The organism is Sphingomonas sp. SP5 (genome assembly GCF_058313455.1).
On record NZ_JBZFLF010000002.1, the window covers coordinates 234,951 to 258,297 of the forward strand.

Here is a 23,347-nt window from a genome sequence, read left to right on the forward strand (position 1 = left end):
CGGATTGAACCCGCCGTATTTTGCGTTACGTATACGGCAACCTATCATGGGTGAAGAAAACAGCATGCTCTACGACGCCTATGAAATGCAACGCTCGATGCTCGCCGGGGCGAGCGCCATGGCGACCTTCGGCGCGGACTGGATGCGCAATCCCGCCAACCCTTGGTCGTACCTCGGCGGCGGGCAGCTGGTCAGTTCGGCGCTGGAGGTGTTCGCGCATGCCTCCGCGACGCGCGGCAAGCCCGCTTTCGGCCTGACGCATACCGAGATCGACGGACGGCAGGTGGCGGTGCACGAGGAGATCGTGCTCCAGAAGCCGTTCGGCCAGTTGAAGCGCTTCCGCCGCGAGGGCGTGGAGGGAAGCCCCAGGCTGCTGATCGTCGCCCCGATGTCCGGCCATTACGCGACGTTGCTGCGCGGCACGGTGGAACGGATGCTGCCGAGCGCGGAGGTCTATATCACCGACTGGCGCGATGCGAAGCTGGTGCCGCTCGGCGACGGGCATTTCGACCTCGACGATTACATCGATTACCTGATCGCGTTCATGGAGGCGATCGGGCCGGGTGCCCACATGCTGGCAGTCTGCCAGCCCTCGGTTCCCTGCTATGCGGCGACGGCGCTGATGAGCGCCGACAACCATCCCTGCCGGCCGCGCACGCTGACGATGATGGGCGGCCCGATCGATACCCGCGAGGCGCCGACCGCGGTCAACACACTGGCCACCGAGCGGCCGCATGCCTGGTTCGAACAGAATGTCGTCGTCACCGTGCCGATGATGTACCCCGGTGCGGGGCGCAAGGTGTATCCCGGCTTCCTGCAACTCGCCGGCTTCATGTCGATGAACCTCGGCAACCACATGATGTCGCATTGGGAGATGTTCAAACATCTGGTCCAGGGCGACGGCGAAAGCGCGCAGGCGACCAAGAGCTTTTATGAGGAATACCGCTCGGTCTGCGACATGACCGCGGAATTCTACTTGCAGACGGTCGATCTCGTCTTCCAGACGCACGCCTTGCCGCGCGGTGAGATGATGCACCGCGGGCGCCGTGTCGATCCGGGGGCGATCACCGACGTGGCGGTGCTGGCGATTGAGGGCGAGCGCGACGATATCTCGGGGCTCGGCCAGACCAAGGCGGCGCTGACGCTGGCGACCAGCCTGCCGGCCGACAAGAAGCGCTACCTGATGGCTGAAGGTGCCGGACATTACGGCATCTTCAACGGTTCGAAATGGCGCAACACGGTGGCGCCGGTGGTCGAGCAGTGGATGGCGGCGCACGGCTGATACGAAAACGGGCGGCCGATCGGCCGCCCGCTGACGCTATTCAGAAGGGGCGGCCGAATGCCGCTCCATGCGCTGTCACGCGACCGAACCGACCACCGCGTGACTGCTCGATTCCTCGCCGCGGATGGTGCCACCGAACAGCATCTTGACTCGGCCGGAGATCGAGATGTCGGTTTCCCACAATTCGGCGCTATCGATCTCGAAGCGCAGCAGCGTGAGGTTGGGATCTTCCTTGCCGCCCGGAAACCAGGCCTCGACCTGATTGTTCCAGAGCTTGTCGATCTGCGCCCGATCATTGTCCTGCACGACGTTGCCGGCGAGGCAGGCGAAGAAGTCGTGCCCCTTGCCGACGAACTGCGCCATGGCGTCGCCACCCTTGGCGATCCGATTGTCGCGGCCGGCGAAGAAGAACAGGGTATTGGACTGATCCTCGTCGATCTGCGCGGTCATCGGCTCGGAATGCTCGCCGTCGACCAGACCGATCATCACGAACGGACTGTCCTTCAGCTTGCCGAGGAACTTGGCAGCGATTTCCTGCGGATTGTCATGATCGGCCATGCATCGTCTCCTGTCGAGGGTCTGATCGGGAGAACGAGCGCAACGGGGCTTGGTTGCGCGGTAAGGCCGTTTCGGCCACGATGGCGGTGGCGGCAATCCTGCCGTCGTACAGGAGTAGGACTTTGAATCTTACTGACCTGTGCCTGATCCTGGGCATGCTCTTCGCCTTCGCGACTTTGGTCGTGAAGATCATCGAAGTGTCGCGCAACAGGTAAGGTGCCGGGCGGGGCTCGGGTAGCAGCCTGAGCCCCAAACGATTTGAGCCCCAGCCGTAGCAGCGGCCGGGGCTCAGGAGTAGACTTTGAACCTACCGCGTCCGAGATAACTCAGAACCGCGCGATTTTCAACTCACAGCACCTCGAACAATCCCGCTGCCCCCATGCCGCCGCCGACGCACATCGTCACCACGACGTACTTGGCACCGCGGCGCTTGCCCTCAATCAGGGCGTGGCCGGTCATGCGGGCACCCGACATGCCATAGGGGTGGCCAATCGAGATCGCACCGCCGTTGACGTTGAGCAACTCGTCCGGAATGCCGAGCGTATCGCGGCAGTAGAGGACCTGTACGGCGAACGCCTCGTTCAATTCCCACAGGCCGATATCGCCGATCGACAGGCCGTTCTTTTCGAGCAGCTTGGGGATCGCATAGACCGGGCCGATGCCCATTTCGTCGGGCTTGGTGCCGGCGACGGCCATGCCGACATAGCGGCCGAGCGGCGTCAGACCCTTCCTGGCCGCGATGCTTTCCTCCATCAGCACGGATGCGGAGGCGCCGTCCGACAGCTGGCTGGCGTTGCCGGCGGTGATGTGCCCCTCGGGTCCAACGACCGGTTGCAGCGCCTGCAATCCTGCCAGCGTGGTGTCGGCGCGGTTGCCCTCGTCCTTGGAGAGGGTGACGTCCTTGGTGCTGACCTCCTTGGTCGCCTTGTCGATGACGTTCATCGTCGCGCCGAGCGGCACGATCTCGTCGTCGAACTTGCCCGCGGCCTGCGCGGCGGCGGTGCGCTGCTGCGACTGGAGGCCGTAGGCATCCTGCGCATCTCGGCCGATGCCGTAGCGGGTGGCGACGACTTCGGCGGTCTGGAGCATCGGCATGTAGATATCGCCGTGCATCGCGAGCAGTTCCTTGTCGGGAGCGACGCGCATCTGCGGCGTCTGGACGAGGCTGATGCTCTCGACGCCGCCGCCGACGCACACGTCCATGCCGTCGACGATGATCTGCTTGGCGGCGGTGGCGATCGCCATCAGGCCGCTGGCGCACTGGCGGTCGAGCGACATGCCCGCGACCGAGGTCGGCAGGCCGGCCATCAGCCCGGCCTGTCGCGCGATATTGCCGGCCTGATGACCCTGCTGGAGCGCGGCGCCGAACACCACGTCGTCGACTTCCGCGCCCTCGATCCCGGCGCGTTCGACGGCGTGGCGTATGGCGTGGCCGGCGAGCGCCTGCGGCGTCGTGGCGTTGAAGGCGCCGCGATAGGCGCGGCCGATCGGCGTACGGGCGGTGGAGACGATGACGGCGGAGCGCATGAGGGGTTCTCCCGAAGAAGCGTTAAACGAAGATCTGGCTGATCCACTCGGCGACCATCGCGGGCTTGTCCTGCCCCTCGATCTCGACGGTGAAGGCGTTGGTCTGCTGAAACTGGCCCGGCCGCTTCTCGTCGAAGGCGAGCAGGGTGAAGCGGCCGCGAACGCGGCTGCCCGAGCGGACGGGGGTGAGGAAGCGCACGGTATTGCCGCCATAGTTGACGCCCATCTTCGCGCCCTCGATGCGCGGTGCATCCGGTACCTTGGACGACAGCAGCGGCATCAGCGACAAAGTGAGAAAGCCATGCGCGATCGTGCCGCCGAACGGCGTCGCGGCGGCGGCGACCGGATCGACGTGAATGAACTGGTGATCGCCCGTCGCCTCGGCGAAGCGATCGATCATCGTCTGCGTCACCTCCACCCAGTCGGAGACGCTTTCCGTACCGATCCTGGCCTTCATCTCGTCGATGGTGACGGTCGTCACGGCTTGCCTCTCCGCCTTTTCAGTGCAGGCCATCCTGTAGGCGGGTAACGGCCGATCCCGCAAGCCTCGACTGACCGAAAGCTTGAAGATGCGGCCGCCGCGCTTGCCGCTCACCCGTAAATGGCCGCCTTAGTGACGGTGTTGCAGCGGACCGGATGTTCTAAAATCCGGATCATGTGGCCAGATCACCCTTTTCGGGGACGGCATATGGCATCACCAGCGTGCCATCGGGCGCGGCGGTGTAGGTGGTCTGCGTCGGATAGGCGATGCCGATGCGTTCGGCGGCGAAGCGGCGGATCAGCGACACCATGATGCGATCGCGCATCGGGTGCGCGGTGGCCCAATCGTCCCCCGGAATGTCGAACTGCAGCACGAAATCGAGGCTGGATGCACCGAACGTTTCGAAACTGGATCGGGCGACCTTGCCGCCTTCGCCTTCGACGATCTCGCGCATGATCGCCGGCACCTGCGCCAGCAGATCGGGCGACGTTTCGTAGGTGACGCCGATCGTGAAGGCGAGGCGGATATGGTCGCGCACGCTGGTGTTCTGGATTTCCTTGTCGAGCAACTGCTTGTTGCTGATGACAAGCAATTCGCCGGTGAAGGCGCGGATGCGCGTGCTCTTGAGGCCGATCGATTCGATGACGCCGCTGGTCGTGCCGTAGCTGATCTTGTCGCCGCGTCGGAACGGGCGGTCGAAGATGATCGCGAGCGCGGCGAACAGGTCGCCGAAGATGCCCTGCGCGGCAAGGCCGATGGCGATGCCGCCGACGCCGAGACCCGCGATCAGGCCGGTGACGTTGACGCCCAGATTGTCCAGCACGACGACCAGCGCGATGGCGAACAGCGCCACGGTGACGAGCAGGCGGATCAGCCCCATCGCGCTCAGCAGCGCCTCGCCCGAATAATGTTCGCTGCTGGTGCGATGCTCGATCGCGCCCAGGATCAGCTCGCGCGCCCAGATCGCCGCCTGGAAGACGGAGGCGACCGTCCACAGGAAATTGACGGTGGTCGACACCTGCGATGGCGCGCCCGCGTAGCCGACGACCAGTTGGGCGGCGAGCATGACGATGAAGAAGTTGTTGGTCCGCGTGATCGCGCGCCCGACGATCGTGCCCCAGCCGCGGCGGGCGAGTTCGCCGGTGCCGAGCGGCTTGCCGCACAGCCGCTCGCCCAGCTTGCGCAGGCCATGGAGCGCGAAGACGATGATCGTGCCGATCCCGAACGCGATGAGGATCTGCAGCCAGTGGGTGTGCAGCCAGATCTCGCTGGCAGTGTAGAGTTCGCCGATCTGGTTCTGCACGCCGTCGGCATCGATCAGCGGCGCCTTGTCGGCGGCGTTTGCGGTGGTCTTACTGGCCATGAATCACTTTCGTCAGGCGGCCGCCTTGAGATCGGGCAGCTTGCGATCGGACCCACGGGCTCCTGAGCGCTGCGGATCGGACAGTGCGGCGGCGATATGCGGATCCTGTCCCGCTTCCAGGAACGCGATCAGGCCGCGTTCCTCCCGGCTGAGATAGCGCGCCGAGCGGGGCAGGCGCAGCGCCTTGCGAAAGGCGCTCTGCCCCTTTTTCACCAAAGCGATGAGCGACGGGTGGACGTAGCTCTTGCGCGCGATGGCGGGCGTGTTGCCCAGCCGTTCGACCACGGGTTCGAGCAGCGCCTTCAGGCTGAGGTCCGCTTCGGCCCGGGCGAGCGCCTCGAACGCGGTGACGCTGGCGCCCCAGGTGCGGAAATGCTTGGCGGTGAAATCGGCGCCAGAGGCGCGCTTGATATAGTCGTTGACGTCGGATGAGGTGACCGGGTGCGCTTCGCCGGCATCGTCGACCCAGGCGAACAGATGCTGTTCGTCGAGGTCCTGCATCTTCTTGACGGTGGCGGCGAGGCGCTTGTCGGTGACCTTCATGTCACGCTCCTTGCCCGACTTGCCCCGGTAGCGGAGCTTCAGCGTCGCGCCGCGGACCTGCCCGTGTTCCTTGCGCAGCGTCGTCGCGCCGTAGCTCTCGTTCGCCTCCGCATAGGCTTCATTGCCGACGCGGATGTGACCGATGTCGAGCAGGCGGACGACGGCGGCGATGGCGCGATCCTTGCCGAGCCCGCGGGCGGACAGGTCGGACTCGACACGCGCGCGTATCTTGGGCAGGCAATGGCCGAAATCGGCGCATTTCTCGTATTTCGCCGCCTCCTGCGCCTCGCGGAAACCGGTGTGGTAGCGATATTGCTTGCGGCCTTTCTCATCCCAGCCGACCGCCTGGATATGGCCGTTGGCCTTGGGGCAGAACCAGGCATCGCGATAGGCAGGCGGCAGGCCGATGGCGTTCAGCCGGTCGATCTCGTCGCGGTCGGTGATCCGCTCGCCGTCGGCGTGATAATAGGCCCAGCCATTGCGCACCTTCTTGCGGGTGATGCCGGGCTTCGAATCGTCGCAATAGATGATCTTCGCTGCCACCCGGCGCTCCATCGTGTTCAGGCCATCGTCTTCAGGTCATCGGAAAATGCGTGAGCGCGCCCGCGTGTTCCGGAACGGCCGGCGTGGGCGTTGGTTGAGGCCCGGCATTCCCGACAGGAGACTATCATGGCCGACCTCGCCCAAGCCCGCGTGCTGATGCTCGCCGCCGACGGTTTCGAGCAGGACGAACTGTTCAAGCCCCGTCAGGCGCTGCTCGACGCCGGTGTTCAGCTGACGCTCGCCTCGATCAAGACCGATCCGATCCAGGGCGTCGTCAACGACAGCGAGAAGGGGGAGAGCATCACGCCGGACCTCACGCTCGACGATGTCGACACCGACGATTACGATGCGCTGGTGTTGCCGGGCGGCGTCGCCAATCCCGACAAGATGCGCCTGCAGGAGCGCGCGGTGGAGATCGTCACCGAGTTCATGGAGGACGACAAGATCGTTGCCGCGATCTGCCACGCGCCGTGGCTGCTGGTCGAGGCGGACGTGGTGGATGGTCGCCGGGTGACGAGCTGGCCTTCGGTGCGCACCGACCTGGAGAATGCCGGGGCGGACGTGGTCGACGAACAGGTCGTGGTGGACGGCAACCTCATCACCAGCCGCAAGCCGGACGATATCCCTGCCTTCAACCAGGCGATCCTGGATGCGTTGCAGGAGGAACTGGCCGAAGAGAACGAGGACGCCTGAGCAGCAGGCGTTGTGCGGGGCGCTCTATCCCATGGTAGAGCGCCACCGACGCCGCCAGCACCAGCGCCAGGTAGAGCGCAACCAGCGGCGGTGACAGCGCGGGGGCGGCGAGCGGGAGCTTGAACGCCTTCCACAGCAGGAAATGCGACAGGTAGGTCGCATAGCTGATCTCGCCGAGGCGGTGGATCGCGCCGCCCTCCAGCGGGTGGTGCGGCAAGCCCGCAGTCAGTGCCAGCGCGAGCAGCGCGGCCGCGAAGGCGGCGGGCGCCGCGAGCGTTTCGGGAAGCCCCGCGGCCCATCCCGCCGTTGCCAGCCCGGCGACCGTTGCCGTCCAACGCAAAAGTGGCCGGCGCAGGTACAGGGCGGCGAGGATCGAGCCGACGGCGAATTCAATCAGGCAGCGGACCAGCCCATGACGCGGAATGTCCTCGCCCAAGGTCGCGGCCCCATTCATCGCCAAGTGGAGCGCCAGCAGCAGCGCGGCGGCCGTCGCGATCAGCACCGGTGTCGGCACGCGGCGCCAGTCGAGGCTCAGCACCAGCAGCGGGAACAGCAGATAGGCGGCCAGTTCGCAGCTGATCGACCAGGCGGGGTCGTTCCAGCGGAGCGCGTCGGTGAACCCCCAGTTCTGGACGAGCGCGAGATGCAAGGGCAGCTGTGCGAACGGGAAGGCGGGATCGTCGCGCCCCGTCGCGCGCAACAGCAGCGCCAGCGCGACCGCCATGCCGAGTATCACCGCATGCAATGGCCAGATGCGGGCGATGCGCTTTTGCAGGAAACGCGGGATCGCGGCGGGATCGCGCAGCCGTTCGTGCCAGGTCAGCCAGATCACGAAGCCCGACAGCAGAAAGAAGACGTCGACCGCCAGATAGCCCTTCGCAAATACGGCTTCGGCGGCCGGCGGCAGGCCGGCGATGCCGCCGCGGATGTGATAGAGGACGACCAGCCACGCCGCGATACCGCGCAGGCTGGTGAGCGCGCGCAGCTCGGTCACGCGAGGCCTGAGACGCCGGAGCCCAGGTGCGTAGACCTGGCGATCGCCCTCACACCGCCACCGGCTGCACAGCGCGTGGGCGGCGCAGTGGTGCCTTCACGTCCTCTGCGCGGCGGCGGGCGAGATAGGAATCCAGCCCGATCTGCGCGCCGATCAGCATGTAGACGAACGGCTGGAAGGCGATGGCGATGAAGGCGGCGCCGAGCAGGTAGACGAGGTGCGCGCTCTGCAAGGCGGCGGCCAGGGGGCCGGCCCAGCCGAACGCGCCGGCGGGATCGCGATAACGGCGGCGCAGCACCTCCATGCGGACGAGGCCGATCAGGCTGATCGCGAGCCAGAGCGCGAGGCCGGGATAGCCCTGTTCGCCCAGCATCTCGAAATAGGCGCTGTGATAGCCACGCGCCTTGTCGGTCACCGCCTGATCGGTGACGGCCGGGGCGGCAGCGGGGGCGGCGCCGTCGGTCGGCGCGGTCTTCTTGATCTCGTAGCGGATGTGGTTGCCGCGATAGGCCTCGAAGCCGCCTCCGAACGGGTGCGATTTCGCATAGTCGATCGTCCACTGCCACACCGCAAGGCGGGTGGAGGCGGATTCGTCGGCGTCGTGGCTCTTGATCGTGCTCATCCGCTCGGTGAAGCTGGCCGGCAGGAAGGGCACGGCGATCAGCCCGGCGGCGGCGATGGCGACGAGGTACAGCAGCTTGCGCTTGGCATTGCGTAGCGAGAGCAGGGCGACGAGCGCGATGCAGACGAGGCCGGTGCGCGTCGACGTGCCGATCGGGATCAGCAGGCAGGCGAAGATGAGGCACAGGCAAAAGCCCTTCACCTTCCAGTCGGGCCGAAAGATGGTGCCGAAGCGCATGAACCAGACGATCAGCGGCACGATCGCGATGGCGACCGTCGAGATGGTGCTGCCTTCGTAGAGGCCGGAATTGTTGGTCACCATCAGGTCAAGCTGGCCATAGCCGCCGCCGCCCGCCGCGGTCTTGATGCCGCCGACGATGATGATCGTCGCCGCCGACAGGATCATGAACAGCAGCAGCGCCTCGATGCGCAGGCGGGTGCGCAGCGTGAGCGGCAGGAAGGCGGCGAAGGCCAGGCATTTCCACACCCAGTCCCATTTGTCCTGCGCATCGAGCGGGAAGTCGGCGCCCGCGGTCGTCCCCCAGCAATAGAGCAGCAGTGCGATGATGAGGCCCTGGCGCGGCGCGAAGCGGCTGTCCGTCTTGTCGTCCATCACCAGCCAGCCGCCGACCGCCAACGCCACCGCGATCAGCGAGATCGGCACCGCGTTGAGCAGCACATAGGTCAGCCGCTGCGGCGAAACGATGTCGATATAGACATAGGCGAGCACCAGCAGGAACGGGCGCCTGAGGCCCATGCCGAAGAAGGCGGCGAGGAAGGCGACGAAGACGAGGTCACGCACCGGGCGGCTCCGCATCGCGGGACCGGCGACGCCAGTGACGAGGCGGCGGCGCTTCCGAATCGAGATCGGGGCGCTTCAGCAGCAGCCAGGCGGCGAGCAGCATCAGGCCATGCGTCAGGCCGAGCGACAGATTGTCGATCACGATGTCGCTCCCGTCCGCATGTGAGCCATGGCGCATAGGCGGCAAGGGATTGATGCGGCGTTAAATGCCCGATTGACGGGCTATTAAGCGACGCGTGGCACAGCTGCCGCCATGCGGATCCTCCATATCCTCGACCACGGCCTACCGGTGCAGAGCGGCTATACCTTTCGCACCCGCGCGATCCTGAAGGCGCAGGAGCGGCGCGGCTGGCAGGTGGCGGCGGTGACCGGACCGCGGCACGGGGCGGCGGCCGACGCCGTCGAGTCGGTCGACGGATTGACCTTCCACCGCACGCTGGAGCCGCTGCCGGGCGGGCCGCTGGGCGAGATGATCGGCATCGCGCGGCTGGCGCGGCGGATCGGGGCGGCGGTGGATGCCTTTCGTCCCGATATCCTCCACGCCCATTCGCCGGTGCTGGGCGCGCTCGCCGGGCTGCGCGTGGCGCGGGCGAGGGGGCTGCCGCTGGTATATGAGGTCCGCGCCTTCTGGGAGGATGCGGCGGTCGGCAACGGCACCGGGCGCGAGGGATCGGCGAAATATCGCGCGACGCGGGCGCTGGAAACCTGGGCGGTGAAGCGGGCGGACGCGGTGGCGGTGATCTGCGACGGCCTGCGCGGCGATCTGATCGCGCGCGGCGTGGCGGCGGAGAAGATCGTCGTGTCGCCCAACGGCGTCGACCTCGACCTGTTCGGCGCGCCGGCGCAGCGCGATGCGGCGCTGGAGCAGGCGCTGGATCTGGCGGGGGCCGAGACGATCGGCTTCATCGGCAGCTTCTACGATTACGAAGGGCTGGACGACCTGATCGCGGCGATGCCGGCGCTGGTCGCGGCACGGCCCGCTGCGCGGCTGCTGCTGGTCGGCGGCGGGCCGATGGAGGCGGCGCTGCGCGCGCAGGCGGCAGCGTCGCCGGTGGCGGAGTCGATCCGCTTCGTCGGGCGGGTGCCGCATACCGAGGTGGAGCGCTATTACGCGCTGGTCGACGTACTCGCCTATCCGCGCAAAGCGATGCGGCTGACCGATCTCGTCACGCCGCTGAAGCCGCTGGAGGCGATGGCGCAGGGCCGGCTGGTCGCCGCGTCGAACGTCGGCGGGCATCGCGAACTGATCCGCGACGGCGATACCGGCACCCTGTTCGCGCCCGACGATCCGGCTGCCATCGCCCGTGCGCTGGCCGGGCTGCTGGCGGATCGCAGCGGCTGGGATGCGCGCCGCGAGCGGGCGCGCCGGTTCGTCGAGCGCGAGCGTAACTGGTCGTCAAACATTTGTCGTTACGAACCGATTTACCAGCGGCTGTGTGCCGCCGCATCAGTGGATGGATCATGGCAGCGTTCCTCGGCCAGAATGACACCCCGCCCGCAGCGGCGATGACCCCGGCGGCAGCGACACGCTGGATCGCGCCCGGCGGCGGCGTGGCGGCCGGCGTGGCCGCGGCGGCGCTGTTCCTGCTGCTGCCCACGGCGATGCTGGAGGATTGGGTATGGCGTAGCGGCATCTCGGCGCTGGTCACGGTGGCCGAGCCGCCGCTCGGCACCACCGCACGTGCCGTGCTGGCGCTGGGGGCGGGGGCGCTTGCCGCCGCCGTGGCCTGGTCCGCGCTATTCCTGCTGTTCGGCGCCGGCGGCCTGCTGGCCGGGCATCCGGCGGCAAGCCACGAGGAGGGCGTGCCGGTGCTGCGCCGTGCCGACGCCCATCCCGATGCGCCAGCTCGCCGGCCGCTGTCCGCGTCCGATCTCGGCGCGCCGCTGCCGCCGCCGCAGGATATGGCACCGCCGCCGGTGGAGCAGCCGATCCCTGCCGACCTCGACCTGCCGCTTGCCGCCTTTCACCCGGGTGCGGTGCCGGCGGTGCCGCGCGAACCGGTGCGGGCGGTTGCTTCGCTCCGCACGCCGGTGGCGCTCGCGGCCGGCGAGCGGATCGCCACGGTGCAGCTGCCGCGTTCGCCCGCCGAATCGACTACGGCGCCTTCGATCGAGTCGCTGCTGCGACGCCTGGAGCAGGGCACGCGCCGCCCGCTTCGCGCCTGAGCGAGACAAGCTCTCGGCAACACTTTAGAATATCGGGTATCGCTTTCTGGCTTACCTGTCCGCGAGCGCTCTGTTAGCCTTCCGCGCAACGATACAGCGGAGAGGGCGATGGCCAAGCGTGAAGCGGACGGGCAGCAGGCGTCGCGATATGCCTGGTACGTGCTGTCCATCCTGTTCGTCGTCTATGTGCTGAACTTCGTCGACCGGCAGGTGATCTCGATCCTGGCGGAGGACATCAAGCGCGACCTTCACCTGAAGGACGAGGATCTCGGCTTCCTCTACGGCACGGCGTTCGGCGTCTTCTATGCGCTGTTCGGCATCCCCTTGGGACGGCTGGCGGACAGCTGGCACCGGGTGCGGCTGATGACCGTCGGCCTGGCGCTCTGGTCGACGATGACCGCCTTGTCCGGCTTCTCGCGCACCGGCGGCCAACTCGCGGCGGCGCGCATCGGCGTCGGTGTCGGGGAGGCGACCGCCAGCCCCGCGGCCTATTCGCTGATCTCCGACTATTTCCCCACGCGCCTGCGCGCGACGGCGCTGTCGATCTATTCGGCCGGACTGTATGTCGGCGGCGGCTGTTCCTTGTTCATCGGCGGGCTGATCGTGCAGGGCTGGAACCGCGCCTGGCCGGGCGGCGGCCCGCTCGGGCTGGTCGGCTGGCAGGCGGCGTTCCTGGCCGTGGGGCTGCCCGGCCTGTTCGTCGCCGCCTGGATCGCGACGGTGCGGGAGCCGATCCGCGGGCTGGTCGAGGGACTGCCCGAGCCGGACAAGCATCCCGCGCCGTTCCGCGCCTTCTTCGCGGAGCTGCTGACGATCATCCCGCCGCTGACGCTGATCGGCGCGGCACGGGGCGGCACGCGCGCCCTGATGATCAATCTGACCGGCCTTGCGGCGGTGGTGGCGGTGGTCGCCGCGCTGATCGGGCTGGGGGAGCCGGTGCCGCAATGGCTGGCGATCGGGATCGGCGTCTATGCCGTCTTTTCCTGGGCCTGTGCGCTGAAGCGGCGCGATCCGGCGACCTTCGCGCTCATCGTCGGTACGCCCGCATTCCTGTGCACGGTCGTCGCTTATGGCCTCAATTCGTTCCTCAGCTATGCCGCCAGCTTCTGGGGTGCACCCTATGCGTTGCGCGTGCTGGGCGAGACGCCGGCACGGGCCGGGCTGTTCCTCGGCAGCAGCGGCGCGCTGGCGGGGTTCCTGGGGCTGACGATCGGTGGGATCGTCGCCGACCGGCTGCGCCGCAGCGATCCTGCCGGTCGGCTGATCGTGGTGATCTTCGGCGCCACCGTGCCGGTGCCGTTCCTGATCGGCGCCTTCACCGCCAGCACCACCTGGGTGTTCTATCCCTGCTTCTTCCTCGCCGGCCTGACCGCCAGCGGCGCGCTGGGATCGGCGGCGGCGACGACGCAGGACTTGGTGCTGCCGAGGATGCGCGGCACGGCGACCGCCACCTTCTTCATCGGCACGACGCTGATGGGGCTGGCGATGGGGCCGTATCTGGCGGGCCGCATCTCGACGCTGTCGGGCAGCCTGTCGGTCGGCATGCTGTCGCTGCTCGCCGTGATGCCGGTGACGCTCGCCTGCGCGATCGCCGCCTACCGGCTGGTGCCGAAGGCCGAAGCGTCACGTGAAGCGCGCGCGCGCGCCGCCGGCGAGGTGATCTGACGCGCCTCCGCCTCGATCAGAACGTCAGGGCTGATCGACATTCAATCCTCCCCCGCCAGGGGGAGGTGGCAGGCGCAGCCTGACGGAGGGGGAGGTAAGCGACCACCATTGTTGTGCTTACCTCCCCCTCCGTCGCCTTCGGCGCTACCGCATCGGGGTCGATCATGCCCCCGGCATGATCTTGAACGGCCGGGGGCCATTCAACCCGATGCGCCCTGGCGGGGGAGGATGAAGGGATCCCTCATCTTGGATGTCGATCCGGCCAAGGGGAAAGCGGTTCTTCGGCAGGGTTCAGGCCAAACGGAGTCGTAGCGATCATGTCACGCCCCCCTTCCGTCCGCCGACCGCGGCGTCAGGCGGCGGTGAACACGCCGCAGGCGATGCGACCACCGCTGTTGCCAGAGGGGTCGGTCATCAGGTCGTCGGCACCGGCATGGACGACGATCGCCGAGCCGTCGGTGTCGAGCAGACCGGCCATGGTCGCGCCGGGCACCGTCACGCCCAGCGTGCCGCGGCCGTCGCTGCCGACCATCAGATTGGGCAGGTCGCCTTCGTGCGGACCCTGCGGGTTCATGGTGCCGTGCTTCATCTGCGTCGGGTTCCAGTGCGCGCCCGCGGTGGTGAAGTCAGGGGCGTCGCAACGGCCGACGGTGTGGATATGGGCGCCGTGCGTGCCGGGCGGCAGGCCCTTCACGTCGAGCGTGTAGCGGATGCCGCCGGCGACCTCCGTCGCGGTGGCACGGCCGGCGTCGGCGCCGGCGGAGGTCTTCAGCATCGCGGTCGCGCGCGCGCCACCGGGCGTCGGGCTGCCGATCGCGATGTCGTCCTTTTTCTGGCAGGCGGAGAGCGCCAGCGAGGACAGACCGGCGAGGACGAGGATGGCGCGCATGATGATTCTCCCTGGATTTCCTTACGAACCCGGCACGACTGCCCGAGGTTCCGCAGGCGGCGCAAGCGGCCAGCGCGCGACCGGTTCGTAGGATGCACCTCCGCGGCCGAGGTGGCTTTCGTACAGCAGCAGGTGCGGCATCGTGAAGGCAGGGCTGGCGAGGCCCGCATGCACCGCCAGCCACCCGTCGATCTCCGGCCCGGCGCCCGCGCTGCGCGGCAGCCGCGCGAGCGTGACGTGCGGCAGATAGGCGCGGCGTTCCGGCGGCAGCCCGGCGCGTACGCACGCCTGCTCCACCTTGCGCGCGACATGGTGCAGCGCCTCGCTGGGGGCGAAGCCCGCCCACAGGGTGTCGGTCCGCCCCTTGTGCTCGAAGCGGCCGACCCCGGCGATGCGGACGAGCGGGGCAGGCGCGTAGATGCCGGCGAGCGCGGCGGCGATATCCTCCCCCTGCGGCCGGTCGACCTCGCCGATGAAGCGCAGCGTGCAGTGCAGCTGCGCATCGTCCTGCCAGCGCGCGGCGGGCACGCCGCCCGTCGTCGCGAGCAGCGACTCGCGGATGGCAGGCGGCGGACGAAGCGCGACGAACAGGCGGGGCATCGGGAGCGAAACGACCTATTGTAATGTTCTGTTGCGTGTTCGCCGCAGCTTAGCCGGTTTCGCTTGAAAACGCGCGGGCAGGCGCCGATATTTCGATCAACCGACATCATGTCGGCAAAGGAGTTTGGGATACCATGGCAAACTGGTCTGACCCCCGGCCGAGCGCCGCGCCGTTCGGGGCCACGCGCGCCGATGCGGCGCGCAGCGGCGCCTATGACGCGGGTCTGCGCTCGTACATGCTGTCGGTCTACAATTACATGTCGTCGGGCGTGTTGCTCACCGGCATCGTCGCCCTGCTGTTCGCGGCGAGCGGCGCGGTCAACGCGCTGGTCGGCCCGACCGGGCGCACCAATGCGCTGGGCCTGATCGTCGCGCTGTCGCCTCTGGCGATCGTGTTCGCGATGAGCTTCGGCCAGGGGCGCATGAAGACGCAGACGATGCAGCTGCTGTTCTGGGCGTTCGCCGTGCTGATGGGCGTGTCGCTGTCAACGATCTTCCTCGTCTATAGCGGGACCTCGATCGCGGGTGCGTTCTTCGCCACGGCGGCGGGCTTCGCCGGCCTCAGCCTGTACGGCTATACGACGAAGCGCGACCTGTCGGCGTTCGGTACGTTCCTGGTGATCGGCCTCGTCGGCCTGATCGTGGCGATGCTCATCAACCTGTTCCTGCAGTCGGGCGTGATGAGCCTGGTCATCAGCGCGGTCGGCGTGCTGATCTTCGCCGGCCTCACCGCCTATGACACGCAGCGTACCAAGAGCCTGTATTTCCAGGTCGCGGGCACGGACATGGTCGGCAAGGCAGTCATCATGTCGGCGCTGTCGCTCTACCTCGACTTCATCAACATGTTCCTGTTCGTGCTGCGTCTGTTCGGTTCGCAGCGTAACTGAGCCGCAGCCGATACGTTCATCAAGCGAGCCCGGTGGCCGATGCCGCCGGGCTCTTTCTTTTGCGCCGAAGGGATGGCCGCCATGCGGGTGCGGATCGCCGTGGACCTGGACTATGCGATCACGGGGCCGCCATGCGACGTGCTGTTGCAGATCGAGGCGGCGGCGATGGCCGACCAGCATATCGTCGCCGAGGCGCTGACCGTCTGGAGCGACACGCCGATCACCGCGGTGCGCGGCGAGGACGGCATCGGCCAACGCTGCTGGATCCGCGCCGACGGCTGGCTGAAGGCGGAATATCGCGCGACGGTCGCGGTGGCGCGGGCGCCGGTCGATCTCGCGACCTATGACGCGACGCCGGTGCGGGAGCTCGACGGTGCCCTGGTGCCATACCTGCTGCCGAGCCGCTATTGCCAGTCCGATCGGCTGGAGGGCTTCGTACGGCGCCGCTTCGCCGGACTGGAAGGCGGTGCGCTGGCGGCGGCGCTGGCGGAATGGGTGGCGGACAATCTCGACTATCGCGGCAACGCCAGCACCGGCGAGACGACCGCTCTGGACACCTTCGCGAGCCGGTCGGGGGTGTGCCGCGACTATGCGCATCTGCTGGTGGCGCTGGCCCGCGCGGGCGAGATCCCGGCGCGCTGCGTCGCCGCCTACGCCCCCGGCGTCGACCCGCCCGATTTCCACGCGGTGGCCGAACTGTGGCTCGACGGTGCGTGGCGGCTGGTCGATCCGACGCGGATGGCGCGGGCGGATACGATCGCGCGCGTCTGCGTCGGGCGCGATGCGACCGACATCGCCTTCATGACGATCTTCGGAAGCGCGCAACTCGTGCGGCAGACGGTGCGTGTGGTCGAGGACTGAACGGGTGGAGGAACGGAAACGAGCCAGCAATCGTTGCTAACCTGTAATCACAGGAGGGTGTCACGATGACCGGTATCGACGAAAAGGCGCTGGACAGCCTGTCGGTCGCACCGAACGCCGGCAACCAGGAGCGCGATCCGCGCCAGGACGCCGGGCAGGACAAGTCGATCAACAAGCGCTTGGAAAAGAACCCGGAAAGCTCGGACGCGCGGCTGGATGCCGGGCTGGACGAGTCGATGGATGCCAGCGATCCGCCCGCCTCGACCCAGCCGGTGCACAATCACGGTCCGGCGCCGTCGTCAGGCTATGACGAGGAGGCGGAGCGCGCCCGTCAGGGTTGAGGCTTCCGCTTTCGAACTATCGAACAGGCAAGCGGCGGTCCCGACAAGGGGCCGCCGTTTCGCTGTCACTGCCGATCGGCCGACAGGTCTGTCTCATGCCCACGCACGATTGTTGCTCCGGAGCCGCGACGCGCGGCTTTGCGACGAAGCGCACTCGGCTCGCCGCATTCGATGTTGCGGCGCAGCAGGTTTCGTGATGCTTTTATGACGGCGCTGCCGATGCGCCGTTAAGGTGGCTGTTAACCATCTTGCGGTATCGTCGCAGCCACAGTCACTGGCGGGGCGGGGTAACGACATGGGTGCCAAGATGAGACCGGCCGAAGGCGCGATGACGCTGGCGGAAATGAAGGAATTCGCGAGCTTTCCGGCGGCGACGCAGCGCTACATCCGGCGCAGCCTGGATATCGGGCTGGACCGCGACGATGCCATGGCCCGCTGGTCGCGCGACGTGGTGGAGGCGGCCAGCATCCGGGCGCAGGCGCGGCTGTACCGCTCGCTGCCCGAGCTGCGCCAGCTGGTGCCCGACGATGCCGATCTGGGCGCGGTGGAGCCGTTCCTGGCGCCCCTCGTGACGCTGGCCGGTTTCGATCTGGGGCAGGGGCGGCTGACCAGCTTTTCGGCATTCCGCTTTCTCTACGAACGGCTGATCGGCGCAGAGGCGCGGCCGTGGCTGCCCAGCGCCTTTTGCGCGGCGGCGGCGCTGCCCCATCTGCATCCCGAACTGCGCCGCAAGCTGCTCCAGTCGATCAGCGAGGCTGCCGCGACGGCATCGGGCTGGTCCAACCGTCAGCCCGCCTTCTTCCCGCATTGGGTGGAAAAGGTGGATAGCGGCTCGGCGGCGCTGCCGCATTGATCCGACGGCGTGCCGCCTAACGGCACGCGCGCCAGCCGGTGCTGCCGCGATTCGCCTGGTCGAGGTGCAGGTGATCGCGGTGCGCCGCGTTGTAATCGGGCGATAGCGTCGTCGCGAACAGGCGGCAGGCGCCGTCGCGCACCTCGCGCAGGAACGTCGCCTTGGCGCCATCGCCCTGCCAGTCGCCCGCCACCGTGATGCGGGTGCCATCCGCCAGGCGAAAACCGGCGATGTCGACGGCATCGGCGGTGGCATGCTCGCTCCACGTTCCGGCATCGCGTCCATAGATGCGGCGACAGGAATAACTGCCGAAATGATCGATGGCGACGACGCGGCTGCCGAAGCGGGCGAGTGCGGCCGGTTGCACCACGTCCCATTCCCACATCGATAAGGCCGCCGCGACCGGGCAGGCGACGCCGAGCCCCGGCGGGCGGTAGGCGATTGCCTGCGCGCCGCCGGTGGCAAAGCGCACGCCATCGGCATAGCCGCAGCGGCCGCCGCCATCGCGCGCCGGCAGCACCGTGTAGCGGACGCCGGCACGGGTGAGCAGCGCCCGGCATTGTGGAAAGTCCTGCGTCAGGCCGGTCAGCTTGCGCCCGGTGAACAGCCCGATCGGCTCGGCGAGGTCGAGCGGCGTCCAGGGCAGATCCTGCGGCCGCCCCTTCGCCAGCCCCCAGAGCATCAGCGCGACCGCCGCCAGCACGACCAGCGCGACGATCCAGCCGATCGCAAGGCGCAGGCTGCGCATCAGCCGCGCAGCGCCGCGCTCATCGGTTCGGCGGTGACCGGATAGCCGAGATCGTCGGGGATGCAGAGGTGCGGGCGGCCGCCGCGATCCTCGACGATCGGCGTGATGGTGCGCACCGGATGCGCGGCCGCCTGCGCCACGGCCGCATCGAAGCTGTCGAACAGCGCCAGCCGTTCCAGGGTCCGGCGCGTCGGAAAGATCACCGTCGTGCGTCCGGCATCCGCATCGGCGAGCGCGGCGGCGGCGCTGCTCCAGGCGAGGCGCACCGTTTCGGTCGCATCGACGCTTGCGATCCCGCCCTCGGGCGCACGCGCCAGGAAGAAGAGCGTGTCGAAGATCCGCATATGGGCATGCGCCGGCCGCCAGCGCGCAAACGGCACCAACCGGTCGAGGCTGAGCGTGGCGCCCTCGTCCGCAAGGATGGTGGCGAAGGCATCACCGGCGTGCAGTCGCGCGCGCATGCGGGCGAGCACCTCGGCCGAGGGCAGGGGATCGATCCCGACGGCGAGGCCCGCCTCCTCGATCGTCTCGCGGACGGCGGCGATGCGGGCGGCGGTATCGTCAGCGGCATCCAGGGTGGCGGCGAGCGCATGGTCGCCCGGGTCGATCCGCCCGCCGGGAAAGACCATCGCGCCGCCGGCAAAGGCCATCGCCTTCGCGCGTTCGACCATCAGCACGTCGGGCGGCCCGGCGATCCGGTCCCGCAGGAGGATCAGCGTCGCGGCGGGGATGGCGGTATCGGTCATGCGTGGTTTCAACGCCCGAACAGGCGGTTGGTCGCGACGATGGATGACGGTGCAGGTGCGCGCGGGGTGGTGGTGGAGCTGAGGGGAATCGAACCCCTGACCTCTGCAGTGCGATTGCAGCGCTCTCCCATCTGAGCTACAGCCCCGCACCCCGACCGGGCGATGCCCGGGAGCGACGCCATTAGCCGCCCCGCCGGGGCGATGCAACAGCCCTCGTGTCGCCGCCATTCAAAAATCGTCCTGCGACCGGCCGTTGGATCGCCACGATGCAAAGTCGTTGCGCGTCGGCAACGACAGGAACGAAGCGGCGGCTTGACCTTTATCAAGGGCGGAGCAGAGGCGCGCAGCAACGACGCGCCCCGCACCCGCAGGACTTGCCTCTCAGGAGACGATCATGGGCTACGAACGCTATCCGCGCGGTACCAATCCGCAGGGCGACTATTACGGGCGCACCGATCCGCAGGACTATGGCCGGGACTACGGCTCGGGACGCGATTACAGCTATTCGAGCGCACGCGATTATCAGGCCGCCGGCCAATCCGATCGCGACGACCGCCAGCGCTATCGCGGCCGCGACGACCGGCAGAGCTACGGTTCGCAGGACTATGGCAACGAGCGCTACGGTCAGCGCGACCAGCAGCAGGGCTATTACCAGTCGGGCCGTGGCGGCTATGATCGCGACGACCGCGGCTATGGCCGGTACGAAGGCCAGTCGGAAAACCGCTATGTCGAGCGCAATCGCTATGGCGCCGATGCCAACCGCGACCAGGGCGGCAGCCGCGAATATCACGGCAGCTATGGCTCGGGCAGCCGCCGTTTCGAGGATTTCGGCCGCACCAAGCATGCCGACGACGACAATTACCGCGGCGGCGGCTACGAGCGCGGCGGCGATCGCGGGCGCCAGTCCTACGGGCGTCAGCCGCAGGGCTATGACTATGAAGACCGCGGCTTCTTCGCCCGCGCGGGGGACGAGGTCCGCTCGTGGTTCGGCGACGAGGACGCGGAGCGCCGCCGGGAATATGATTCGCGGATGGATGAGCGCGCGTACAACGACCGCGACGATGACTACCACAGCTGGCGTCGTGGCCAGATCCAGTCGCTCGACCGCGACTATGACGAATATCGCCGCGAGAACCGGTCGAAATTCCACAACGAATTCGGCACGTGGCGCACCAACCGTCAGGGTCAGCGCGATGCGCTGAACAAGGTCGAGGAGCATATGGACGTCGTCGGGTCTGATGGCGAACATGTCGGCACCGTCGACAAGGTGCGTGGCGATCGCATCCTCCTGACCAAGAACGATGCCGACGCCGGCGGCCGCCACCATTCGATCCCGTCGAGCTGGTTGCAGACCGTCGACAGCAAGGTGACGCTCAGCAAGTCGGCCGCCGACGCCAAGGCGGCGTGGCGCGACGAGGAGCGTAGCCAGGCGCTGTTCGGCGATAACAGCGACGACGGTTCGCAGCGCAGGTCGCAGACCGGCACGTCGCAGTCGGGCGCGACGGCAAGCGGGCAGGCGAGCAGCCAGGCCGGCAGCCAGAGCGATGGCAAGACGCTGGGCCGGAGCTTCTCGGGCACCTATTGAGCCCCATAGAGCGCGGACAGGAAGAGGCCCGGACGGTATGTCCGGGCCTTTTTCGTTGCAATCTGCAACTGATGCTCGCAGATTGCTGGTGGAATGGATCAGGAGAGTGACATGGCGCGTGCGTGGACCCTCAAATCGCGGCCGCACGGCCTGCCGACCGCGGACAATTTCGAGCTGGTCGATCTTGGCCGTCGCGACCTCGGCGAGGGAGAGGTGCGTATCGCCAACAGCTGGCTGTCGGTCGATCCGTACATGCGCGGCCGCATGAACGACGTCAAAAGCTATACGCCGCCGTTCGAACTCGGCGCCCCGATGCAGGGCGGCGCGATCGGCACCGTGGTGGAAAGCCGCTCCGACCGGTTCAAGGAGGGCGAGACCGTCCAGCATTTCGCCGGGTGGCGCGACGAAGCGGTGCTGCCCGCCGATCAGGTCCAGCCGCTGCCGCAGATCGACGTCGATCCGCAGGCCTATCTCGGCCAGTTCGGCATGCCCGGCATGACCGCCTATTTCGGTCTGATCGAGGTGGCGCGCGCGCAGGAAGGCGATACGGTGTTCGTCTCGGCCGCGGCCGGCGCCGTCGGATCGACCGTGGTGCAGATCGCCAAGGCGAAGGGATGCCGCGTCATCGGCTCGGCAGGCGGCGCGGAGAAATGCGCCTGGGTCGAGTCGCTGGGTGCGGATGCGGTGATCGACTACAAGAGCGGCACGCCGGTGGTGAAGGCGCTGGGCGAGGTCGCGCGCAACGGCATCGACGTCTATTTCGACAATGTCGGCGGCGAGCATCTCGACGCGGCGCTGGCCCATGGCAAGCAGGGCGCTCGGCTGGCGATCTGCGGCATGATCGACGTCTACAACAGCGGCAAGGCCACCGAATTGCGCTATCTGGCCCGGCTGATCGGCATGCGGATGCGCGTGCAGGGCTTCATCGTCAGCGACTATATGGATCGCGCCGCCGATTTCTACCGCGACATGGGCGGGTGGCTGAAGGACGGCAAGCTCCAGCGCCACGAGACGGTGCGCGACGGGCTGGAGGCGATGCCGGACGCGTTCCTCGGCCTGTTCTCGGGCGGGAACACCGGCAAGATGCTGGTGCGCCTCTGACCGAACGCCCTGCCCGCCCGTCGGGCAGGGCGCTTCCCTTGATCAATTACGCAGCGAATCCGGCACGATGCCGCCGTTTTCGGCCAGTTTGGCCATCACCGCCTTGTGCAGCGCGATATTCTGTTCGGCGCTCCCAGCCTCACCCGCATGCACGCCCAGTTCGTCGGCGAGTTCCTTGCGCGCGGCGAGGCTGGAATCGAGGTCGAGCAGCTTCAGCAGGTCGACGATCGAGGTCTGGTAATTGCCGCCGCCGTTCTTGAGCGACGCCATCTCGCCGAGCACTGCGCCGACGTCGACGGTCTGCGGCGGTGCGGCCGGTGTCGGGGCGGCGGCGGGAGCGGCAGGCGTTGCAGCCTGGGCCGGGGCAGCAGCAGGTGCGGCGGGTGCCGGCTGCGCCTGAGCGGCGTCCTGCTTGTGGTGGAAGATCTTGCCCATGATGTTGCCGAAGATGCTCATCGTATCCCATGTCCTCTGCTGGAACGACCGCCGGTGCGGTGCCCGCCACCAACGATGCGGGCGGGCGAACGGGTCCGCGATGGGAACGCGGCGGCGCGACAAGCGCTTATCCCCCTCAGGCGCGCCGATGCGCTATCGAGGGAAGCTGCTATGATCCTGCGCAAGACCATCATCACCTCCGCCGCGCTGCTGGCGCTCGCCGCCTGCGGGCGCAACAACCAGGCCGATCAGACCAACACGGCGGCGATGACCAACGGCATGGAGGCGACCAACGTCGCCGATACCGCGCCGATGGCAACCCCGGCGAGCGGAGCGCAGAGCTTCGCCAACACCGCCGCGGCGAGCGATGCGTTCGAGATCGCGACCTCCAAGCTCGCGCTGACCAACGGCGCCTCGCCCGCGGTCAAGGCCTTTGCCCAGAAGATGATCGATGCGCACACCGCGTCGACCGCCAAGCTCAAGACCACCGCCGCCGCCCTAACCCCGCCGATCACGCCCGATCCGACGCTGAATGCCGAGCAGCAGCAGAAGGTGGATGCGCTGAAGGCGCTGAACGGGGCCGCCTTCGATCAGGCGTACAAGGCCGAGCAGACGGCGGCGCACCAGCAGACGCTCGACATGCTGAGCGGCTATGCGGCGACGGGCGACGTGCCGGCGCTCAAGACCTTTGCGAGCGGACTGGTGCCGATCGTCACCGCGCACCTCAACATGGCCAAGGGCCTGAAGGGCTGAGGCCGACCATCGGGGCGGCGCATCGGCTGGGCTGATCGCCGCCCGCACTCAACAGGCGTCGCCTTGCGCGGCCTATGGTGGATCGATGTCAACGAAGCCGGTGAGGACAGGGCGCTATAAAGTCGAACTTACCCTGATCCGCTTGCCCTGAGCCTGTCGAAGGGCACCGCGCCGCAAGCGTACGGCCTGTGGCGATCCGCCCTTCCACAGGCTCAGGGCGAACGGGAATTACACTGAGCCGGGTTTCCAACTCGACGCCCTAGCGCAGCGAGCCTTCACCCCCTCAGTGCCCGCTGCGGTGTTTCGCCCT

General features: G+C 67.9%; 25 protein-coding genes and 1 tRNA gene. 12 read left to right on the plus strand and 14 right to left on the minus strand.

Annotation, left to right across the window (positions count from 1 at the left end; all coding sequences use genetic code 11):
• Nucleotides 1–64: 64 nt before the first annotated feature.
• Nucleotides 65–1,282, plus strand: coding sequence for a polyhydroxyalkanoate depolymerase (locus AC4GY7_RS04885; protein WP_443585177.1), 1,218 nt, complete (start codon nucleotides 65–67; stop codon nucleotides 1,280–1,282).
• A gap of 75 nt (nucleotides 1,283–1,357) precedes the next feature.
• On the opposite strand, the gene AC4GY7_RS04890 is transcribed toward AC4GY7_RS04885, so the two are convergent.
• The 5 genes from AC4GY7_RS04890 to AC4GY7_RS04910 all read right to left on the minus strand — a co-directional run bounded on the left by AC4GY7_RS04890 (nucleotide 1,358) and on the right by AC4GY7_RS04910 (nucleotide 6,309).
• The gene (locus tag AC4GY7_RS04890; protein WP_491112263.1) at nucleotides 1,358–1,840 is read right to left on the minus strand and encodes a pyridoxamine 5'-phosphate oxidase family protein; all 483 of its coding nucleotides are present in this window, start codon (nucleotides 1,838–1,840) and stop codon (nucleotides 1,358–1,360) included.
• Nucleotides 1,841–2,188: 348 nt separating this feature from the next.
• On the minus strand, nucleotides 2,189–3,367 hold the full coding sequence (locus AC4GY7_RS04895) for an acetyl-CoA C-acyltransferase (protein WP_491112264.1): 1,179 nt from the start codon (nucleotides 3,365–3,367) through the stop codon (nucleotides 2,189–2,191).
• Nucleotides 3,368–3,389: 22 nt separating this feature from the next.
• Nucleotides 3,390–3,824 (minus strand): MaoC family dehydratase, encoded by a 435-nt coding sequence (locus tag AC4GY7_RS04900; protein ID WP_491112799.1) that lies wholly within the window; start codon nucleotides 3,822–3,824, stop codon nucleotides 3,390–3,392.
• Nucleotides 3,825–4,020: 196 nt separating this feature from the next.
• The gene (locus AC4GY7_RS04905) at nucleotides 4,021–5,211 is read right to left on the minus strand and encodes a mechanosensitive ion channel family protein (protein WP_491112265.1); all 1,191 of its coding nucleotides are present in this window, start codon (nucleotides 5,209–5,211) and stop codon (nucleotides 4,021–4,023) included.
• 12 nt (nucleotides 5,212–5,223) lie between these two features.
• Nucleotides 5,224–6,309 carry a DNA topoisomerase IB gene (locus tag AC4GY7_RS04910; RefSeq protein WP_491112266.1) on the minus strand — a complete coding sequence of 362 codons (1,086 nt, stop codon included), beginning with the start codon at nucleotides 6,307–6,309 and terminating at the stop codon, nucleotides 5,224–5,226.
• 114 nt (nucleotides 6,310–6,423) lie between these two features.
• Between AC4GY7_RS04910 and AC4GY7_RS04915 the strand changes: the two genes are divergently transcribed.
• The gene (locus AC4GY7_RS04915; RefSeq protein ID WP_491112267.1) at nucleotides 6,424–6,990 is read left to right on the plus strand and encodes a type 1 glutamine amidotransferase domain-containing protein; all 567 of its coding nucleotides are present in this window, start codon (nucleotides 6,424–6,426) and stop codon (nucleotides 6,988–6,990) included.
• Here AC4GY7_RS04915 and AC4GY7_RS04920 read toward each other — a convergent pair.
• Genes AC4GY7_RS04920 through AC4GY7_RS04930 form a run of 3 tightly spaced genes read right to left on the minus strand, consistent with a single transcriptional unit; the run spans nucleotide 6,929 to nucleotide 9,549 of the window.
• Nucleotides 6,929–7,984, minus strand: coding sequence for an acyltransferase family protein (locus AC4GY7_RS04920; RefSeq protein WP_491112268.1), 1,056 nt, complete (start codon nucleotides 7,982–7,984; stop codon nucleotides 6,929–6,931). The two genes, AC4GY7_RS04915 and AC4GY7_RS04920, sit on opposite strands and share 62 nt — an antisense overlap.
• A 49-nt stretch (nucleotides 7,985–8,033) precedes the next feature.
• Entirely contained in the window at nucleotides 8,034–9,407 is a 1,374-nt protein-coding gene (locus AC4GY7_RS04925; RefSeq protein WP_491112269.1) for a DUF5935 domain-containing protein, read from the minus strand.
• The gene (locus AC4GY7_RS04930; protein ID WP_443585087.1) at nucleotides 9,400–9,549 is read right to left on the minus strand and encodes a hypothetical protein; all 150 of its coding nucleotides are present in this window, start codon (nucleotides 9,547–9,549) and stop codon (nucleotides 9,400–9,402) included. Before AC4GY7_RS04930 ends, AC4GY7_RS04925 begins: the two co-directional genes overlap by 8 nt.
• 111 nt (nucleotides 9,550–9,660) lie before the next feature.
• Here AC4GY7_RS04930 and AC4GY7_RS04935 point away from each other — a divergent pair, with 111 nt between their 5' ends.
• The 3 genes from AC4GY7_RS04935 to AC4GY7_RS04945 all read left to right on the plus strand — a co-directional run bounded on the left by AC4GY7_RS04935 (nucleotide 9,661) and on the right by AC4GY7_RS04945 (nucleotide 13,238).
• Entirely contained in the window at nucleotides 9,661–10,917 is a 1,257-nt protein-coding gene (locus AC4GY7_RS04935) for a TIGR04063 family PEP-CTERM/XrtA system glycosyltransferase (RefSeq protein WP_491112270.1), read from the plus strand.
• Nucleotides 10,869–11,573 carry a hypothetical protein gene (locus AC4GY7_RS04940; protein WP_491112271.1) on the plus strand — a complete coding sequence of 235 codons (705 nt, stop codon included), beginning with the start codon at nucleotides 10,869–10,871 and terminating at the stop codon, nucleotides 11,571–11,573. The genes AC4GY7_RS04935 and AC4GY7_RS04940 overlap by 49 nt, the downstream gene beginning before the upstream one ends.
• Before the next feature lie 108 nt (nucleotides 11,574–11,681).
• Entirely contained in the window at nucleotides 11,682–13,238 is a 1,557-nt protein-coding gene (locus AC4GY7_RS04945; protein WP_491112272.1) for a spinster family MFS transporter, read from the plus strand.
• A gap of 352 nt (nucleotides 13,239–13,590) precedes the next feature.
• Here AC4GY7_RS04945 and AC4GY7_RS04950 read toward each other — a convergent pair whose 3' ends face one another.
• Both AC4GY7_RS04950 and thpR read right to left on the minus strand, forming a co-directional pair.
• Nucleotides 13,591–14,127, minus strand: a complete 537-nt coding sequence (locus AC4GY7_RS04950) for a superoxide dismutase family protein (protein ID WP_491112273.1) — start codon at nucleotides 14,125–14,127, stop codon at nucleotides 13,591–13,593.
• Between the two features lie 21 nt (nucleotides 14,128–14,148).
• The gene (gene thpR, locus AC4GY7_RS04955; RefSeq protein ID WP_491112274.1) at nucleotides 14,149–14,727 is read right to left on the minus strand and encodes an RNA 2',3'-cyclic phosphodiesterase; all 579 of its coding nucleotides are present in this window, start codon (nucleotides 14,725–14,727) and stop codon (nucleotides 14,149–14,151) included.
• A gap of 134 nt (nucleotides 14,728–14,861) precedes the next feature.
• Here thpR and AC4GY7_RS04960 point away from each other — a divergent pair, with 134 nt between their 5' ends.
• The 4 genes from AC4GY7_RS04960 (at nucleotide 14,862) to AC4GY7_RS04975 (ending at nucleotide 17,669) form a co-directional block, all read left to right on the plus strand.
• On the plus strand, nucleotides 14,862–15,614 hold the full coding sequence (locus AC4GY7_RS04960; protein WP_491112275.1) for a Bax inhibitor-1/YccA family protein: 753 nt from the start codon (nucleotides 14,862–14,864) through the stop codon (nucleotides 15,612–15,614).
• 81 nt (nucleotides 15,615–15,695) lie between these two features.
• Nucleotides 15,696–16,475, plus strand: a complete 780-nt coding sequence (locus AC4GY7_RS04965; RefSeq protein WP_491112276.1) for a transglutaminase-like domain-containing protein — start codon at nucleotides 15,696–15,698, stop codon at nucleotides 16,473–16,475.
• Nucleotides 16,476–16,540: 65 nt separating this feature from the next.
• Nucleotides 16,541–16,816, plus strand: coding sequence for a hypothetical protein (locus AC4GY7_RS04970; RefSeq protein ID WP_443585095.1), 276 nt, complete (start codon nucleotides 16,541–16,543; stop codon nucleotides 16,814–16,816).
• A gap of 295 nt (nucleotides 16,817–17,111) precedes the next feature.
• Entirely contained in the window at nucleotides 17,112–17,669 is a 558-nt protein-coding gene (locus tag AC4GY7_RS04975; protein ID WP_443585096.1) for a hypothetical protein, read from the plus strand.
• Between the two features lie 16 nt (nucleotides 17,670–17,685).
• On the opposite strand, the gene AC4GY7_RS04980 is transcribed toward AC4GY7_RS04975, so the two are convergent.
• From AC4GY7_RS04980 to AC4GY7_RS04990, 3 genes are all read right to left on the minus strand, one after another.
• Nucleotides 17,686–18,417, minus strand: a complete 732-nt coding sequence (locus AC4GY7_RS04980) for an extensin-like domain-containing protein (RefSeq protein WP_491112278.1) — start codon at nucleotides 18,415–18,417, stop codon at nucleotides 17,686–17,688.
• Nucleotides 18,417–19,163 (minus strand): NUDIX hydrolase, encoded by a 747-nt coding sequence (locus AC4GY7_RS04985; protein ID WP_491112279.1) that lies wholly within the window; start codon nucleotides 19,161–19,163, stop codon nucleotides 18,417–18,419. The genes AC4GY7_RS04980 and AC4GY7_RS04985 overlap by 1 nt, the downstream gene beginning before the upstream one ends.
• Before the next feature lie 70 nt (nucleotides 19,164–19,233).
• Nucleotides 19,234–19,309: transfer RNA gene (locus tag AC4GY7_RS04990), tRNA-Ala, on the minus strand.
• 248 nt (nucleotides 19,310–19,557) lie between these two features.
• Between AC4GY7_RS04990 and AC4GY7_RS04995 the strand changes: the two genes are divergently transcribed.
• The gene (locus AC4GY7_RS04995; protein WP_491112280.1) at nucleotides 19,558–20,748 is read left to right on the plus strand and encodes a DUF2171 domain-containing protein; all 1,191 of its coding nucleotides are present in this window, start codon (nucleotides 19,558–19,560) and stop codon (nucleotides 20,746–20,748) included.
• Between the two features lie 111 nt (nucleotides 20,749–20,859).
• Complete coding sequence (locus tag AC4GY7_RS05000; RefSeq protein ID WP_491112281.1) at nucleotides 20,860–21,849, plus strand: NADP-dependent oxidoreductase; 990 nt, start codon at nucleotides 20,860–20,862, stop codon at nucleotides 21,847–21,849.
• A gap of 42 nt (nucleotides 21,850–21,891) precedes the next feature.
• Here AC4GY7_RS05000 and AC4GY7_RS05005 read toward each other — a convergent pair whose 3' ends face one another.
• Entirely contained in the window at nucleotides 21,892–22,305 is a 414-nt protein-coding gene (locus AC4GY7_RS05005) for a DUF3597 family protein (RefSeq protein ID WP_491112282.1), read from the minus strand.
• A 150-nt stretch (nucleotides 22,306–22,455) separates the two neighbouring features.
• Here AC4GY7_RS05005 and AC4GY7_RS05010 point away from each other — a divergent pair, with 150 nt between their 5' ends.
• A complete protein-coding gene (locus AC4GY7_RS05010) occupies nucleotides 22,456–23,037 on the plus strand; it encodes a DUF4142 domain-containing protein (protein ID WP_443585102.1) in 582 nt (193 codons plus the stop codon).
• Nucleotides 23,038–23,347 lie beyond the last annotated feature (310 nt).

Coding starts and splice junctions, on each gene's coding strand:
- AC4GY7_RS04885 (WP_443585177.1), top strand. CDS start 65: ATGCTCTACGACGCCTATGAAATGCAACGCTCGATGCTCGCCGGGGCG.
- AC4GY7_RS04890 (WP_491112263.1), bottom strand. CDS start 1,840: ATGGCCGATCATGACAATCCGCAGGAAATCGCTGCCAAGTTCCTCGGC.
- AC4GY7_RS04895 (WP_491112264.1), bottom strand. CDS start 3,367: ATGCGCTCCGCCGTCATCGTCTCCACCGCCCGTACGCCGATCGGCCGC.
- AC4GY7_RS04900 (WP_491112799.1), bottom strand. CDS start 3,824: ATGAAGGCCAGGATCGGTACGGAAAGCGTCTCCGACTGGGTGGAGGTG.
- AC4GY7_RS04905 (WP_491112265.1), bottom strand. CDS start 5,211: ATGGCCAGTAAGACCACCGCAAACGCCGCCGACAAGGCGCCGCTGATC.
- AC4GY7_RS04910 (WP_491112266.1), bottom strand. CDS start 6,309: ATGGAGCGCCGGGTGGCAGCGAAGATCATCTATTGCGACGATTCGAAG.
- AC4GY7_RS04915 (WP_491112267.1), top strand. CDS start 6,424: ATGGCCGACCTCGCCCAAGCCCGCGTGCTGATGCTCGCCGCCGACGGT.
- AC4GY7_RS04935 (WP_491112270.1), top strand. CDS start 9,661: ATGCGGATCCTCCATATCCTCGACCACGGCCTACCGGTGCAGAGCGGC.
- AC4GY7_RS04940 (WP_491112271.1), top strand. CDS start 10,869: ATGGCAGCGTTCCTCGGCCAGAATGACACCCCGCCCGCAGCGGCGATG.
- AC4GY7_RS04945 (WP_491112272.1), top strand. CDS start 11,682: ATGGCCAAGCGTGAAGCGGACGGGCAGCAGGCGTCGCGATATGCCTGG.
- AC4GY7_RS04950 (WP_491112273.1), bottom strand. CDS start 14,127: ATGCGCGCCATCCTCGTCCTCGCCGGTCTGTCCTCGCTGGCGCTCTCC.
- thpR (WP_491112274.1), bottom strand. CDS start 14,727: ATGCCCCGCCTGTTCGTCGCGCTTCGTCCGCCGCCTGCCATCCGCGAG.
- AC4GY7_RS04960 (WP_491112275.1), top strand. CDS start 14,862: ATGGCAAACTGGTCTGACCCCCGGCCGAGCGCCGCGCCGTTCGGGGCC.
- AC4GY7_RS04965 (WP_491112276.1), top strand. CDS start 15,696: ATGCGGGTGCGGATCGCCGTGGACCTGGACTATGCGATCACGGGGCCG.
- AC4GY7_RS04970 (WP_443585095.1), top strand. CDS start 16,541: ATGACCGGTATCGACGAAAAGGCGCTGGACAGCCTGTCGGTCGCACCG.
- AC4GY7_RS04975 (WP_443585096.1), top strand. CDS start 17,112: ATGGGTGCCAAGATGAGACCGGCCGAAGGCGCGATGACGCTGGCGGAA.
- AC4GY7_RS04980 (WP_491112278.1), bottom strand. CDS start 18,417: ATGCGCAGCCTGCGCCTTGCGATCGGCTGGATCGTCGCGCTGGTCGTG.
- AC4GY7_RS04985 (WP_491112279.1), bottom strand. CDS start 19,163: ATGACCGATACCGCCATCCCCGCCGCGACGCTGATCCTCCTGCGGGAC.
- AC4GY7_RS04995 (WP_491112280.1), top strand. CDS start 19,558: ATGGGCTACGAACGCTATCCGCGCGGTACCAATCCGCAGGGCGACTAT.
- AC4GY7_RS05000 (WP_491112281.1), top strand. CDS start 20,860: ATGGCGCGTGCGTGGACCCTCAAATCGCGGCCGCACGGCCTGCCGACC.
- AC4GY7_RS05005 (WP_491112282.1), bottom strand. CDS start 22,305: ATGAGCATCTTCGGCAACATCATGGGCAAGATCTTCCACCACAAGCAG.
- AC4GY7_RS05010 (WP_443585102.1), top strand. CDS start 22,456: ATGATCCTGCGCAAGACCATCATCACCTCCGCCGCGCTGCTGGCGCTC.